General features: G+C 54.2%; 11 protein-coding genes and 1 pseudogene. 3 read left to right on the top strand and 9 right to left on the bottom strand.

Annotation, left to right across the window (positions count from 1 at the left end):
• On the top strand, nucleotides 1–888 hold an 888-nt coding region (locus tag WES_RS07960; protein WP_016235226.1), incomplete at its 5' end, for a phage late control D family protein.
• An 81-nt stretch (nucleotides 889–969) separates the two neighbouring features.
• Nucleotides 970–1,188, top strand: coding sequence for a prophage transcriptional regulator OgrK (gene ogrK, locus WES_RS22850; RefSeq protein WP_000468308.1), 219 nt, complete (start codon nucleotides 970–972; stop codon nucleotides 1,186–1,188).
• Nucleotides 1,189–1,460: 272 nt separating this feature from the next.
• On the opposite strand, the gene yegQ is transcribed toward ogrK, so the two are convergent.
• The 9 genes and pseudogenes from yegQ to mdtA all read right to left on the bottom strand — a co-directional run bounded on the left by yegQ (nucleotide 1,461) and on the right by mdtA (nucleotide 14,712).
• Nucleotides 1,461–2,822, bottom strand: coding sequence for a prephenate-dependent tRNA uridine(34) hydroxylase TrhP (gene yegQ, locus WES_RS07970; RefSeq protein ID WP_000476031.1), 1,362 nt, complete (start codon nucleotides 2,820–2,822; stop codon nucleotides 1,461–1,463).
• A 102-nt stretch (nucleotides 2,823–2,924) separates the two neighbouring features.
• Nucleotides 2,925–3,056 (bottom strand): annotated as a pseudogene (locus WES_RS24555) (type II toxin-antitoxin system RelE/ParE family toxin); the annotation flags it as partial.
• Between the two features lie 113 nt (nucleotides 3,057–3,169).
• Nucleotides 3,170–3,502, bottom strand: coding sequence for a YegP family protein (locus WES_RS07975; RefSeq protein ID WP_000929406.1), 333 nt, complete (start codon nucleotides 3,500–3,502; stop codon nucleotides 3,170–3,172).
• Between the two features lie 227 nt (nucleotides 3,503–3,729).
• Nucleotides 3,730–4,452 carry an envelope stress response regulator BaeR gene (gene baeR / locus WES_RS07980; protein WP_016158537.1) on the bottom strand — a complete coding sequence of 241 codons (723 nt, stop codon included), beginning with the start codon at nucleotides 4,450–4,452 and terminating at the stop codon, nucleotides 3,730–3,732.
• Complete coding sequence (gene baeS, locus WES_RS07985) at nucleotides 4,449–5,852, bottom strand: envelope stress sensor histidine kinase BaeS (RefSeq protein WP_000675166.1); 1,404 nt, start codon at nucleotides 5,850–5,852, stop codon at nucleotides 4,449–4,451. The genes baeR and baeS overlap by 4 nt, the downstream gene beginning before the upstream one ends.
• Nucleotides 5,849–7,264, bottom strand: coding sequence for an MFS transporter (locus WES_RS07990; protein WP_016158534.1), 1,416 nt, complete (start codon nucleotides 7,262–7,264; stop codon nucleotides 5,849–5,851). The genes baeS and WES_RS07990 overlap by 4 nt, the downstream gene beginning before the upstream one ends.
• Nucleotides 7,265–10,342, bottom strand: a complete 3,078-nt coding sequence (gene mdtC, locus WES_RS07995) for a multidrug efflux RND transporter permease subunit MdtC (RefSeq protein ID WP_016158533.1) — start codon at nucleotides 10,340–10,342, stop codon at nucleotides 7,265–7,267.
• Nucleotides 10,343–13,465, bottom strand: coding sequence for a multidrug efflux RND transporter permease subunit MdtB (gene mdtB, locus WES_RS08000; RefSeq protein WP_016158532.1), 3,123 nt, complete (start codon nucleotides 13,463–13,465; stop codon nucleotides 10,343–10,345).
• A complete protein-coding gene (gene mdtA, locus WES_RS08005; protein ID WP_016158531.1) occupies nucleotides 13,465–14,712 on the bottom strand; it encodes a multidrug efflux RND transporter subunit MdtA in 1,248 nt (415 codons plus the stop codon). Before mdtA ends, mdtB begins: the two co-directional genes overlap by 1 nt.
• 277 nt (nucleotides 14,713–14,989) lie before the next feature.
• Here mdtA and WES_RS24110 point away from each other — a divergent pair, with 277 nt between their 5' ends.
• On the top strand, nucleotides 14,990–15,046 hold the full coding sequence (locus WES_RS24110) for a type I toxin-antitoxin system Ibs family toxin (protein WP_100692412.1): 57 nt from the start codon (nucleotides 14,990–14,992) through the stop codon (nucleotides 15,044–15,046).
• The last annotated feature ends 47 nt before the right edge of the window (nucleotides 15,047–15,093 follow it).

Genomic DNA, 15,093 nt, shown 5'->3' with positions numbered 1-15,093 from the left:
GAACACCGGGGCGCGCCGGATGTGGTCACCATCCGCGCCCGGAGTGCAGATTTTCGCGGGACGCTCAATTCCCGCCGGGAAGGCTCCTGGCATGACACCACGCTCGGTGCGATTGTTGAGGCGATAGCCTCCCGTAACAGGCTGGAGGCCAGTGTCGCTCCGTCACTGGCCGGAATTAAAATCCCGCACATCGACCAGTCGCAGGAGTCTGATGTGAAATTCCTGACCCGTCTTGCTGAACGCAACGGCGGCGAGGTGTCGGTAAAAATGGGAAAACTGCTGTTTCTCAAAGCGGGGCAGGGGGTGACGGCCAGCGGTAAAAAAATCCCGCAGATTACCATCACCCGCAGCGACGGCGACCGTCATCATTTTGCGATTGCTGACCGTGGAGCTTACACCGGCGTAACGGCAAAGTGGTTACACACCAAAGACCCGAAGCCGCAAAAGCAGAAGGTAAAACTGAAACGCAAAAAGAAAGAAAAACACCTGCGCGCACTGGAGCACCCGAAAGCGAAACCGGTCAGGCAGAAGAAAGCGCCTAAAGTACCGGAAGCGCGCGAAGGTGAATACATGGCCGGTGAGGCTGATAACGTTTTTGCCCTGACTACGGTATATGCCACAAAAGCGCAGGCCATGCGCGCCGCTCAGGCGAAGTGGGATAAACTGCAACGGGGTGTGGCGGAGTTCTCCATCAGCCTGGCTACCGGTCGGGCAGATATTTACACGGAAACACCGGTTAGAGTGTCAGGCTTTAAGCGCGTCATAGACGAGCAGGACTGGACAATCACTAAGGTGACACATTTTCTGAATAATAGCGGCTTCACGACGTCCTTAGAGCTTGAGGTCAGGCTTTCTGATGTGGAGTACGAAACAGAAGATGATGAGTGATGTTTTTCTTTTATCTGTTTGTTTTATAAGGATAAATTAACTAGAATGGCACCATCAACAAAACCGGAAGAGGTGCTCGCGATGTTTCATTGTCCTTTATGCCAGCATGCCGCACATGCGCGTACAAGCCGCTATATCACTGACACGACAAAAGAGCGTTATCACCAGTGCCAGAACGTGAATTGCAGCGCCACGTTCATCACTTATGAGTCGGTACAGCGATACATCGTGAAGCCGGGAGAAGTCCACGCCGTAAGGCCGCACCCGTTGCCGTCAGGGCAGCAAATTATGTGGATGTAATTACAAACAGGAAGCCCCTCAGTCGAGGGGCTTTTTTGTCGATGTGGTCAATGTGTGGACGTGACCAGAAATAAATCCTTTTATTTCAATTTGTTGTATGTAAAAAATAAGCCCGTGTAAGGGAGATTACACAGGCTAAGGAGGTGGTTCCTGGTACAGCTAGCATTTTATGGGTTATGTTTTTCAGCGAAACGGATGATAACCTTAATAAATGCAGCTGTATGTGATCGGTTTCTAAGAATTTTCCATCCGGGAAAAATAATCGAAATTAATCACTTACCGTGCGGGTTACGCGTGGTTTCACCAGAGAAATTACGCATCAGCAGTGCGTAATTGAGCTCAAGATCCTGCGGAACCGGGAGCCACACGGTATAACCATCGCCAGGTGCAACCGGCATCGCTTCACCTTTGGCATTTTCCATATGCTCAAGGGTAAAGTTGATGTTGCCCTGTGGCGTCATCAGCTCAAGACTGTCGCCAACGGAGAATTTATTTTTCACTGCCACCGCAGCGAGCTCACCTTTGCGTTCACCGGTAAACTCACCAACAAACTGCTGGCGGTCAGAAACGGAATAACCGTATTCGTAGTTCTGATAATCGTCGTGAGTATGGCGACGCAGGAAACCTTCGGTGTAACCGCGATGCGCCAGACCTTCCAGAGTTTCCAGCAGGCTGGTATCGAACGGTTTGCCCGCAGCGGCGTCATCGATAGCTTTACGATAAACCTGCGCGGTGCGTGCGCAATAATAGAAAGATTTGGTACGGCCTTCGATTTTCAGCGAATGCACACCCATTTTAGTCAGGCGTTCAACATGGGCGATGGCACGCAGATCTTTCGAGTTCATGATGTAAGTGCCGTGTTCATCTTCAAACGCGGTCATATATTCGCCCGGACGCTGGGCTTCCTCAATCATAAACACTTTGTCAGTTGGCGCGCCGATACCCAGCGTCGGTTCGACGTTTTGCACCGGAATCGGCTCGTATTTGTGTACGATGTTGCCGACGTCATCTTCTTTACCTTCCTGGACGTTGTACTCCCAGCGGCAGGCGTTGGTGCAGGTGCCCTGGTTCGGGTCGCGTTTGTTGATGTAGCCAGAGAGCAGGCAGCGACCGGAGTAGGCCATGCATAATGCGCCGTGAACGAAAATTTCGAGTTCCATATCCGGCACCTGATTGCGGATCTCTTCAATCTCTTCCAGCGACAGTTCGCGGGAGAGGATCACGCGAGTCAGGCCCATTTGCTGCCAGAATTTTACCGTTGCCCAGTTTACGGCGTTGGCCTGCACCGAAAGGTGGATCGGCATTTCAGGGAAGTGCTCACGCACCAGCATAATCAGCCCCGGATCGGACATAATCAGCGCATCCGGCCCCATTTCCACTACCGGTTTCAGGTCACGGATAAAGGTTTTCAGCTTAGCGTTATGCGGCGCAATGTTGACCACGACATAAAACTTTTTCCCCAGCGCATGGGCTTCATTGATGCCGAGCTGAAGATTTTCGTGGTTGAATTCGTTGTTGCGCACACGCAGGGAGTAACGCGGCTGACCCGCATAAACAGCATCTGCGCCATAAGCGAAAGCGTAACGCATATTTTTCAGCGTTCCCGCCGGGGAAAGGAGTTCCGGTTTAAACATAATTCTCTCGTTCTGATGACAGGTCAGATCCGCTCCACCTGATGAAGCGGTTAGGGGAGTGCCCCCACTTTAAGGGCGGGCATTGTAGCGCAATCGGCGGGTTTAGCTCCAGTGCAAATGTCTGGTAGCGTCCTGGTTTTGGTTAAGGATGCGAATGACGATAATTTCCCCTGGTGATTGCAGGAAATAAATAAGGTGGCGTTCAAAAGGAAGAACAAAAATGCCTTCACCTAATATGAAACTTATCCTCCCATTGTTTTAATGGCGCAGATTAATCTTAATCATCAATAAATAAGTGTTTATTGGAAATAAAGCCGGACGCAACTGAGTTACGCCCGGCTTAACTATTAAGTATTGTCTTTCACCTTCTGACTTGCGCCATTGGTTTTTACAGAAGCAATTCCGACTTCGCGTGATTGAGCGGTGGCATACATCTGGCTGGAACCGATTATCTGATGATTGCCAGCTTTCAGATTGAAATAAAATTTGCCGTTGCTCGCTGTTTTTTTCTCATAGCGTTCGTCCTGCGGGCTGTTGCTTTGCACCGAGGCAATGCCCTTTTCCGCAGCGGCTTTTGAGGTATACAGTTCGCTGGTGAGAATGATCTCACCATTGCCCGCTTTTAGCACAAACCGGAACTGATTTTCACTGCTCTTATTGAGTTCAAACCAACCAGCCATAATGACTCCTTGATTGAAATTGCGTATCGAAAACAGTATGTAACGATTTAAGTATGGGTGATATTCAGTTGACTGCCAATCAGGGGAATACCCTCTAAAGGGTGGGGGAGATTACTGATAAATATGCAGGAATCTGAATGCGGATACGGTTTTATCCCTCTCCTTTCAGAGAGGGGCATGACGGGTTAATAAACAGGAAATTCAGCTCTCACCAGGGCAAAGATATATTAAACGATACGACAGGCGTCAGCTTCCCAGCGGTAACCAACACCGTAAACGGCACGGATAAAGGACTGCTCTTCGTCCAGCGCCTCCAGTTTACGGCGCAGGTTTTTAATGTGGCTGTCGATGGTGCGGTCGGTTACCACGCGGTAATCGTCATAAAGATGATTGAGTAATTGCTCGCGAGAGAATACTTTTCCCGGTTCATGGGAGAGCGTTTTCAAAAGGCGAAACTCTGCAGGTGTCAGATCAAGCATTTTGCCACGCCATGAAGCCTGAAAACGACCTTCGTCGATAATCAACGGGCTTTCGGCATCCTGTTGCTGCAACTCGCGCTGCGGTTTGCAGCGGCGCAAAATGGTCTTAACACGCGCCACCACTTCCCGTGGGCTGTACGGTTTGCAGATATAGTCATCGGCGCCAATCTCCAGCCCCAGCAAACGGTCGATTTCTTCGATTTTTGCCGTAACCATCACGATGGGGACATCGGAAAAACGACGAATTTCCCGGCAAAGTGTCAGACCATCAGTGCCTGGTAGCATCAGATCCAACAGGATCAGATCCGGTGGTGTCTGGCGCACATACGGCAGTACCTGATCACCGTGGCTGATAAGGGTCGGCGCATAGCTCGCAGCACGCAGATAATCAATGAGCAACTGCCCCAGCTTCGGTTCATCTTCCACGATCAAAATACGCGGTGTGTTTTCGTCGATTGGTAACTCGGTCATACTTCTCTCTGTAAATCCCGTTCCAGCGGTAACTCTACTGTAATGCTTACCCCGCCAAAAGGCGAATGAGTGGCAACAATGCGACCATTGTGCGCTTCAACAATGTTAAGGCAAATCGCCAGTCCCAGGCCGGAACCGCCGCTGGCACGGTTGCGGGAACCTTCGGTGCGGTAAAAACGCTCAAACAATTTTTGCAGTTGTTCGTCGCTGACGCCCGGCGCACTGTCGGCAAAAGTCAGACGTACCGTTTTGTCGCGCTGCTCGGCGGAGATTTGCAGGCTGCCGCCGCTGTCTGTGTAACGTAGACTGTTTTCCAGTAAGTTATTGAATAACTGCATTAAACGGTCGCGATCGCCAAATACGGTGATGCTATCCGGCAGGGAAAATTGCAGCTTCAGGCCACGGCTGGCGAATCGTTCGCGAAATGCGCCGCCCGCCACTTCCAGCAGTGGGATCAGATCTACCGGTGCTTTTTGATAGGCGAGGGCACCTTCATCAGACATCGATAACTGATGGAGATCGTCAACCAGTTTGGTCAGTGTACCGACCTCCGCCTGTAAAGACGCCACTGTCTCGGGCGTAAATTTACGCACGCCATCCTGAATGGCTTCCAGTTCCCCACGCAGTACTGCTAAAGGCGTGCGCAGTTCGTGAGAGATATCAGCCATAAAATCGCGGCGCATCTGTTGGTTTTTCTCCAGCGTGCTGGCGAGCTGGTTAAAGTCCTGAGCCAGTTTTCCTAATTCATCTTCGCTGGTGGGCGTCACGCGAGTGGTAAAATCGCCCGCCGCAAGTTTGTGCGTGCCATCCACCAGTCGTTTCACTGGAGCCAGCAAACCGCGCGCCAGTGGGAATGTCGCCAGCGCCGCCAGTAAGGTAGATAAAGCGACAATCAGCCAACTGGTTTGCCGCTGTTGTTTATCGAAATTGATATCGGTATTGCGGGTTAACCGTTCAACGGGTGAGGCGATCACCGCGCCAACTTCAACACCATTGACCAGAATAGGGCGCCGTGTACCGTCCAGTGGAATGGGAGAGCGTGGGCCAACCAGCACTTTGTTGTTTTGATCAACCACCCAGAACTGAGTACGCCAGCCGTGTGGCGGCATACCGGGACCCGGTTTGTCTTCATTATTATCATGTTCAAATGAGCGCAGTATCTGAAATACAAAACGATCGTTATTACGCAGAAAGCGCCAGTTACCGTGCTGGGCGTACTGCTCGCCAAGTGCATCTCCGAGCATTTGCAGCCGCTGTTCATTACCATGCTTAATGTAATCGATAAAGCCGCGCTCAAAACTGATACGTACCGCCCAGTGCATCGTGATCAATAACACAATGCAGGTGGCGAAGATCGCCAGAAACAGTTTGCCGGTAATGCCGGGTCGCCAGAACTTCATTGCGCGCTCCTTTTTCTCCGCGAAATAGCCACGTTTTGATGCGTATCGTTCGGAACCCTGGCAAAGATGAACGCCGGAAGGGCGATGAGAAACGCCATGCTAAGCCAGGTGTACATAAAGACGGTTTGTGTGGTGCCGCTGTCAACGCTGACATGTTGGGAGCCAAAAAGCCCCAGCAGCAGCCCGGCGATGGTCACACCGATGCTCATCGACAATTGCATAATCATCGACAGCAGGCTGTTGCCGCTGCTGGCCAGATTGTCTGGTAGATCTTTCAGTGTCAGGGTGTTCATGGAGGAGAAACGCGTTGAGTTGACCATCCCTTGTAAAAACAGGACGAACGGTAAAACGTAGTACCAGCCAAGCAGCGCGGTGGTCATAAACAGCAGCGTGACCAACGACAGACCCAGCGTGGTTGCCACCAGTACCCGGCGATAACCAAAGCGGTTAACCACCTGCACCACAATCCGCTTCATTCCCATGCTGCCGAGCACCATCGGGATCATCATCAGTCCGGCATGGAACGGCGAGAAACCGAGGCCAATCTGCAAGAAAACCGGCGTCATAAAGGGCAACATACCGCTGCCAATACGTCCGGCAAAACTCCCCGCCAGACCCAGCGAAAAGGTGCGGGTGCGGAACAGGTTCAGACTGAAAAGGGCGCGGTTGTTATTTCTGGCGTGCAGCAGATAAAGCACCAGTGCCACTACGCCAACCGCCACCAGGCCAGCAATCGTCAGCGGCGAAAGTCCTGTGCCTTTACTGCCATCCAGCGCCAGCGTTAATACTGCCATGCCAACCGCCAGCAACAGAAAGCCAGAGAGATCGAAGCGCCGCGTCTGCATGGTGTAGTTTGGCATTAACATTAGTGTGGCGATCGCACCGATAATCCCTACCGGAATGTTGATCAAAAAGATCCAGTGCCACGAGGCGTACTCCACCAGCAGACCGCCGAGCGCCGGACCGAGCAGTGGGCCGACCTGACCGGGCAGCGTGACAAAGGTCATCGCCGCCATATATTGCTCGCGCGGAACAATTTTCATCACCGTTAGCCTGCCAACAGGCACCATCATCGCACCGCCCACGCCCTGTAACGCACGTGCCAGCAACAGTTCATTCAGCGTGCCGGAGAGCGCGCAAAACAGCGAACCGAGGGTAAACAGCACGATAGCGGTAAAGAAAATATTGCGCACGCCAACTTTGTCCGCCAGCCAGCCGCTGGCAGGCAGCATCACCGCCACGGTCAGTACATAAGAGACAATGACCATGTGCATATGCAGCGGGCTTTCCCCCAGGCTTTGCGCCATCGAGGGAAGCGCGGTGTTGACGATGGTGGTATCCAGCGACTGCATAAAGAAGCCGAAAGCCACAATCCATAATTGCCAGCGGGTGCTGTCAGGAAGATCTGTCATTTACTCGGTTACCGTTTCTTTAGATTTTCGCGAAAAACGCAGCCGCAGACGGTCGAAAAAGAGATACACCACCGGCGTGGTATACAGCGTCAGGAGCTGACTCATTACCAGACCGCCGACAATGGTGATCCCCAATGGTTGACGCAGTTCCGAGCCGTCGCCGCCCGACAACACCAGCGGCAGCGCACCAAACAGTGCCGCGAGGGTAGTCATCATAATCGGGCGAAAACGCAGCAGACAGGCCTGGAAAATGGCTTCCTGTGGCGCCAGATTTCCATTTCTTTGAGCTTCGAGCGCAAAATCGACCATCATGATGGCGTTTTTCTTCACAATGCCGATTAATAACATGATCCCTATCAGGGCTATTAGGCTGAACGGGGCATTGAACAGCTCCAGCGCCAGCAGCGCCCCAACGCCCGCCGAGGGCAGGGTGGAGAGAATGGTCAGCGGGTGCACGTAGCTCTCGTACAACATTCCCAGCACGATATAGACCGTGGCGATCGCCGCGATAATCAGGATCACCTGCGAGTTCATCGTCTCCTGGAACACCTGCGCCGTTCCGGCAAAACTGCCGCGCACCGTCGAAGGCACGCCAAGCTGGGTCATTGCGCGATCGATTGCCGCACTGGCGTCCGAGAGCGATTTCCCGGTCGGCAGGTTGAACGAGATGGTCGAGGCCGCCGATAATCCCTGATGATTCACCGACAACGGGGCATTCGCCGGTTGCCATTTGGCAAAATACGAGAGCGGGATCGCTTTTCCTTCGTTATTAATGACGAACATTTTTTCCAGCGCGCTGATGTCCTGGGTATAGCGCGGATCCACTTCCATCACCACTTTATACTGGTTCATCGGCTGGTAAATGGTCGAGATTTGCCTCTGACCAAAGGCGTTATTCAGCAGACTGTTAGCGGCCTGCACGTCGATTCCCAGCCGCGCCATGGTGTCACGATCGTAAACCAGGTTCATCTCTGCGCCGTTGTCCTGCTGGTCTGAATTCACGTCCGCCAGTTCCGGCAATGTCGCCAGTTTTTTGCGGATTTTCGGCTCCCATTCGCGCAGTGCCGCCAGGTCGTCGGATAACAACGTGTACTGGTAGCTGGCGTTCGACTGACGCCCACCAACGCGAATATCCTGTACCGCCATCAGGAACAGATTCGCCCCCGGCTCTTTTGCCAGCTTCACGCGCAGACGGTCGATAATTTGCTGCGCCGTTTCGCTGCGTTCGTCGCGTGGCTTGAGGGTGATAAACATCATCCCGCTGTTCACTCGCGAACCGCCGGTAAATCCGGTGACATTATCCACTGCCGGATCGTCACGGATAATTTTCATGAAATCCTGCAACTTACCGCGCATCGCCTGAAACGAAATACTCTGATCCGCCTGTATCCCGCCCATCAGCACACCGGTGTCCTGCTCCGGGAAGAAGGTTTTCGGGATCGAGATATACAACCAGATATTCAGCGCAATGGTGCCAAGCAGCACCACGCCCACCAGACGGGTGTGATTGAGTACCCATTTCAGCGACTTACCATAGCCTTGTTGCAGCGCAACCAGCATCCGGCCAAAACCGCGTAGCCGTGTTTGTTCACGCGGCTTGCTGGCTTTCAGCATCCAGCCACACATCATTGGCGTTAACGTCAGGGATACAAGCAACGAAATACCAATGGCGACAGAAAGTGTCACGGCAAATTCGCGTAACAGGCGCCCCGGCAATCCGCCCATCAACAGCAGCGGCAGGAACACCGCCACCAGTGACAGACTCATCGACAGTACCGTAAAGCCGACTTCGCGAGTACCTTGCAGCGCGGCCTGTAGCGGTTTCATCCCCGCCTCCAGATGACGGGCAATGTTTTCCAGAACCACGATGGCGTCATCCACGACAAAGCCTGTGGCGATGGTGAGCGCCATTAGCGACAGATTATTGAGACTGAATCCGCACAGATACATCGCCGCAAACGTACCAATCAGCGAAACGGGCACCGCAACGGCAGGAATAATGGTGGCGCGACCTGAACGCAGAAATAAAAAGACCACCAGAATAACCAGCGCCACCGAGATAATCAGCGTTTGCTCGACTTCTTCCAGCGAGGCGCGAATGGTGGGGGAGCGATCCTGGGCAATTTGCAGATCAATCGCCGCCGGAATGGTCTCCTGCAACTCCGGTAATTTTGCCCGGATGCTGTCTACCGTCTGGATAATATTGGCTTCCGGCAGTTTGCGGATCATCAGCAAAATAGCCGGTTTGGCGTTGGTCATCCCGGCGTTGCGCACATCCTGCACCGAGTCGGTCACCGTCGCCACATCGCCCAGACGAACCGCGCCGCCGTTGTTGTAATGAATAATCAGCGGCTGATATTCAGCGGCTGTTTTCAGTTCATCGTTAGTCTGGATCTGCCAGCGGTGGATATCATCTTCCAGCGCCCCTTGCGGTTTACGCACGTTGGCATTGCTGATGGCGGTGCGCACATCGTCCAGCGACACGCCCTGATTAAACAGCGCCTGCGGATTCAGCCCGACGCGCACCGCAGGCAGCGAGCTGCCGCCGACATCGACATCACCGACGCCATCGATTTGCGCAATCGTCGGCGCCAGCTGCGTCGAGGCGAAATCGTACAATTCACCCTGGGAATAAGTATCGGATGTCAGCGTCAGGATCATAATTGGCGCATCTGACGGGTTCGCTTTGCGATAGGTCGGACGGCTGGGCATCCCGCTGGGCAACAGGCTTTGTGCGGCGTTGATTGCCGCCTGCACATCGCGCGCCGCGCCGTTGATATCCCGGTCAAAATCAAACTGCAAAATAATGCGCGTGCTGCCGAGCGAGCTGCTGGAGGTCATCTCACTGACCCCGGCAATGCGCCCAAGTGAGCGTTCCAGCGGCGTGGCAACGGAAGACGCCATTGTCTCTGGCGACGCCCCAGGCAGCGAGGCGCTGACCATAATCACCGGAAAATCGACCTGCGGCAGCGGGGCGACCGGCAGCATACGGAAGCCCAGTATGCCGCACAGGGTAATGGCAACCGACAGTAAAATCGTCGCCACCGGGCGGTAAATGAAGAGGGCAAAAAACTTCACTTACGCCTCCTCTTCATGACGGGCAAAGCGACTTTTTGCCCACAATGCCAGACGGTCGAACAGCAGATAAATCACCGGCGTGGTAAACAGCGTCAGCACCTGGCTGACAACCAGACCGCCGACCATGCCAATGCCTAACGGACGGCGCAGTTCCGCGCCGACTCCGGTACTCAACATCAGCGGCAACGCGCCAAGCAGAGCTGCCAGGGTGGTCATCAGGATCGGACGAAAACGCAGCAGACAAGCCTGGTAAATGGCATCGCGCGGCGACATGCCTTGCTCGCGCTCGGCAGCCAGCGCGAAGTCGATCATCATGATGGCGTTTTTCTTCACAATACCGATCAGCAAAATAATGCCGATAATCGCAATCACATCCAGTTCACTACCGGCAATTAGTAACGCCAGCAATGCGCCGACACCTGCGGTGGGCAGCGTCGAGAGAATGGTGATCGGGTGAATAAAACTTTCATACAGAATGCCGAGCACGATATACATCGCCACCACCGCCGCGACAATCAGCCAGACAGTGCTGCCCAGCGCCGACTGGAAGGCGAGGGTGCTACCCTGGAACTGCGTGGTGATATCCACTGGCAGATTCAGCGTCTTCTCGGTGTCCATAATCGCCTGCACCGCATCGCCCAGCGAATAGTTATCCGGCACGTTAAAGGAGATGGTGGTGACCGGGAACTGATCCAGATGGTTGATGGAGAGCGGCGCAAAACGCTGCTCAATTTTGGCTATAGAGCTAAGTGGCACCACGCCGCCATCGCTGCTGGTCAGGCGAATGGTATCCAGCGCCGCCAGCCCAGGGGTATTTTCAGTGTTGTGCTCCAGCACCACGCGATACTGGTTGGCCTGAGTATAAATAGTGGAAATCAACCGCTGACCAAACGCGTTGTACAGGGCGTTATCGACATCCGCCATGCTGATACCCAGACGGCTGGCGCTGTCGCGATCAACATTGACATACGCCACCAGCCCTTTGTCCTGCCAGTCGCTGGAGACATCAGAAAGCTGTGGAAGCTGCTGGAGCTTTTCCATCAACTGCGGCACCCAGGTGCTGAGCGCATCCAGCGAAGTTGCCTGCAAGGTAAACTGGTACTGCGTGCGGCTGACCTGGGTATCGATGGTCAGATCCTGCGTCGGTTGCAGGAAGAGATCGACGCCCAGCACTTTATCCACCGCCGTTTGCAGACGGGCGATGACTTTTTGCACCCGGTCATCACGTTCATCCAACGGTTTGAGGTTGATCTGCAAACGCGCACTATTCAGCGACGGGTTAGTGCCATCAACGCCAACAAATGAGGTCAAACTTTGCACCGCCGGATCCTGCAAAATCACGTCCGCAACCTGGCGTTGTCGCTGGGCCATATTGGCAAAGGAGCTGGATTGCGGTGCCTGCAGGGTGCCCTGAATAATGCCGTTGTCCTGCACCGGGAAGAAGCCTTTCGGAATGAACACCCACAGCAGTACGCTAAGCAGCAGGGTGCTGAGCGCCACGCTTAAGGTCAGCCACGGATGATTCAGCACTTTCGCAAGCCCCCGACCATAGGCGGCGATTATCCCGTCGAACATTTTCTCCGAGGCGCGGGAGAAGCGGTTTTGTTTACGCAGCGACTCCTGGCTGAGCATCCGCGCGCACATCATCGGCGTCAGAGTCAGCGACACCACGGCTGAGATCAAAATCGCTACCGCCAGAGTAATGGCAAATTCGCGGAACAGTCGCCCGACGATATCGCCCATAAACAGCAGCGGGATCAGCACTGCAATCAGCGAGAAGGTCAGCGAGATAATGGTAAAGCCGATTTCACCTGCGCCTTTGAGCGCCGCCGCCAACGGTTTTTCACCTTTTTCGATATAGCGGGAAATATTTTCGATCACCACGATGGCGTCATCCACCACGAATCCGGTGGCGATAGTTAGTGCCATCAGCGTCAGGTTATTGATCGAAAAATCGAGAAACACCATGACTGCGAAGGTGCCGATTAATGACAGCGGCACTGCGACGCCGGGAATGATGGTCGCCGGAATATTGCGCAAAAACAGGTAGATAATCATGACTACCAGCGCGATAGCCATCATTAGTTCAAACTGGGTATCGTCGACTGATGCGCGGATGTTGGTGGTGCGGTCAGAAAGCACCGTCACTTTTACCGATTTCGGCAAACTCTCGGTAAGCTGCGGCAGCATCTGCCGGATGCTGTCGGCGGTGGAGATAATGTTAGCACCGGGCTGGCGCTGAACATTCATCACAATGGCCTGTTCTTTGTTCGCCCATGCGCCGAGCCAGCTGTTTTCTGCGCCTTGCTCGACAGTAGCGACATCGCCAAGACGAATCGGCGCGCCGTTCTGGTAAGCGATAATCAACTGGCGATACTCTTCTGCGGATTGCATCTGGTCGTTCGCGGAAAGCGTGACCGCGCGGGAAGGGCCGTCGAGGCTACCTTTTGCCGAGTTGACGTTAGCGCCGGTAATGGCGGTGCGCACGGTTTCGCTGGTCAGGCCGAGGGCGGCAATCGCCTGGGCGTTAAGTTTGACGCGAACAGCCGGACGCTGACCGCCGGAAAGCGTCACCAGCCCGACGCCGGAAATCTGCGAGATTTTCTGCGCGACGCGGGTTTCCACCATATCTTCCACCTGCGTCATCGGCATGGCGGTTGAGGTGACGGCAAGCGTCATGATCGGCGGATCTGCCGGGTTCACTTTGCTGTAAACCGGCGGATTAGGCAGATCGCCCGGTAGCAGGTTAGTGGCGGCGTTAATCGCGGCCTGCACTTCCTGCTCGGCGACATCCAGCGGCAATGTTAGCTGGAACTGCAAGGTGATAACTGACGCACCGCCGGAACTCTGCGACGACATCTGTTTCAGGCCAGACATCTGCCCAAACTGGCGTTCGAGCGGCGCGGTAACGGCAGAGGTCATGACATCCGGGCTGGCGCCGGGGTAGAGCGTGACCACCTGAATAGTCGGGTAGTCTACTTCCGGTAGCGCCGAAACGGGCAGGGCGCGATAACCGATAATCCCGGCGAGTAAGATCGCCACCATCAGCAGCGTGGTGGCGACAGGACGCATAATAAACAGGCGCGACGGGCCGCCTGTGCTGCTCGGAGGTAACACCTGCATCAGGAACGCGCTCCTTTTTTCGCGTATTCGCGGCTGGTGGCTTTCTCTTCCGGTGCGGTGGCGCTCTGAGCTTCCACGACTTCCACTTTCGCCCCTTCGGTCAGGCGATCAATGCCGTCTGTCACCACGCGATCGCCTGCGGAAATACCCGCGCGGATCACCACTTTCTGACTGTCCTGAATGCCCGGCGTCACCAGATGTTTGCTGACCTTGTTTTCGCTATTCAGCACCCAGACAAAGTGGCCTTCGTTACCCATTTGCAGGGCAGCGGTTGGGATCACCACGGCGTTTTGTTCGGTGTCGACTAACATGCGCGTGTTAACAAACTGGTTGGGAAACAGCGCATCATCCTGATTATTAAAGCGTGCTTTTACTTTAATGGTGCCAGTAGTGGTATCGATTTGGTTATCGAGACTTAACAGCGTACCTTCACTTAACTTCTTCGAGTTGGTGCGATCCCAGGCTTCTACCACCAGCGGTTTTCCGGCTTTTTGCGCCTGCACGACGGTTGCGATATCGCTTTCCGGCAGGGAAAAGAGCAAATCGATAGGATGCGTCTGGGTGATCACCACAATGCCAGTGGTATCGCCGCTGGAGATTTGGTTACCGACATCAACCTGCTTGAGGCCAACGCGACCATCGACTGGCGCGGTAATACGGCTCCAGTCGAGTTGCAGTTGCGCGCTGGCGACGCTCGCTTCATCAGCCTTAATGGTGCCTTCGGTTTCACTGACCAGCGCCTGTTGGGCATCCAGTTCCTGACGAGATACGAGATTGGTTTTTGCCAGTTGTTGATAACGCGCCAAATCACGGCGCGCGTTGGCAAGCGTGGCTTTATCTTTTGCCAGTTGCCCCTGGGCTTGTGCTAATGCAACTTTGAACTGGCTGGGGTCAATCTCTGCCAGTAAATCGCCTGCTTTGACCTGCTGGCCTTCCTGGAAATGCAACGCCATCAACTGACCGTCCACGCGGCTGCGCACCGTAACAGTATTAGCGGCGGTAATAGTGCCAAGCCCGGTGAGATAACGCGGAACGGCCTGTTCAATGGCGGTTGCCGCCTGTACTGGTGCTAAAGGGCCGGAACGCATACCACGGCGACCACCCGCTGGCGGCTGCTGTGCTTGTTTCGTCGCACCTGGCGCTGCGCTCTGGGATTCATTGCGGCCTTGCCAGAACCAGAATGCGGCGATGGCGGCGATAACCACCACGATTACGATTACCCAACGGGATTTATAACTGTCTTTCATCGTTAATAGTTTCTCTTCCTGAAACGTTTCGCGCAATGTTACTAGTGTAGCCAGCCAATAAGGGAGAAAAATGGAGGAATTATGAAACAGTTTCGCGAATAGTCTGAATGGTGGTGCACTTTGCGAGCGCGCATCCAGTAATGACGCAGGAAACTATGTTATCCACGAGTCAGCGATAGACTGCGTACATGGCGAAAGGAGGTAAGCCGACGATTTCAGCGGGACGCTGAAACGGGAAAGCCCCTCCCGAGGAAGGGGCCTAAATAAGGAAAGGGTCATGATGAAGATACTCATCATCGTGGTGCTCTTAGTCATTAGCTGGCCAGCTTACTAAGACTACCAGGGCGGGGGAAACCCCGCTCTACCCTCACTCCTGAACTT

The sequence above is a fragment of the Escherichia sp. KTE31 genome, assembly GCF_000407925.1.
Classification (GTDB): Bacteria; Pseudomonadota; Gammaproteobacteria; order Enterobacterales; family Enterobacteriaceae; genus Escherichia; species Escherichia ruysiae.
The sequence above is the reverse complement of the archived record's forward strand: the minus strand, read 5'-3'. Positions and strand labels throughout refer to the sequence as shown.

Bases quoted from the DNA above. Each gene is read 5' to 3' on its own strand.
- baeS (WP_000675166.1), bottom strand. From the start codon at position 5,852: ATGAAGTTCTGGCGACCCGGCATTACCGGCAAACTGTTTCTGGCGATC.
- mdtA (WP_016158531.1), bottom strand. From the start codon at position 14,712: ATGAAAGACAGTTATAAATCCCGTTGGGTAATCGTAATCGTGGTGGTT.
- baeR (WP_016158537.1), bottom strand. From the start codon at position 4,452: ATGACCGAGTTACCAATCGACGAAAACACACCGCGTATTTTGATCGTG.
- mdtB (WP_016158532.1), bottom strand. From the start codon at position 13,465: ATGCAGGTGTTACCTCCGAGCAGCACAGGCGGCCCGTCGCGCCTGTTT.
- WES_RS07975 (WP_000929406.1), bottom strand. From the start codon at position 3,502: ATGGCTGGTTGGTTTGAACTCAATAAGAGCAGTGAAAATCAGTTCCGG.
- yegQ (WP_000476031.1), bottom strand. From the start codon at position 2,822: ATGTTTAAACCGGAACTCCTTTCCCCGGCGGGAACGCTGAAAAATATG.
- ogrK (WP_000468308.1), top strand. From the start codon at position 970: ATGTTTCATTGTCCTTTATGCCAGCATGCCGCACATGCGCGTACAAGC.
- WES_RS07990 (WP_016158534.1), bottom strand. From the start codon at position 7,264: ATGACAGATCTTCCTGACAGCACCCGCTGGCAATTATGGATTGTGGCT.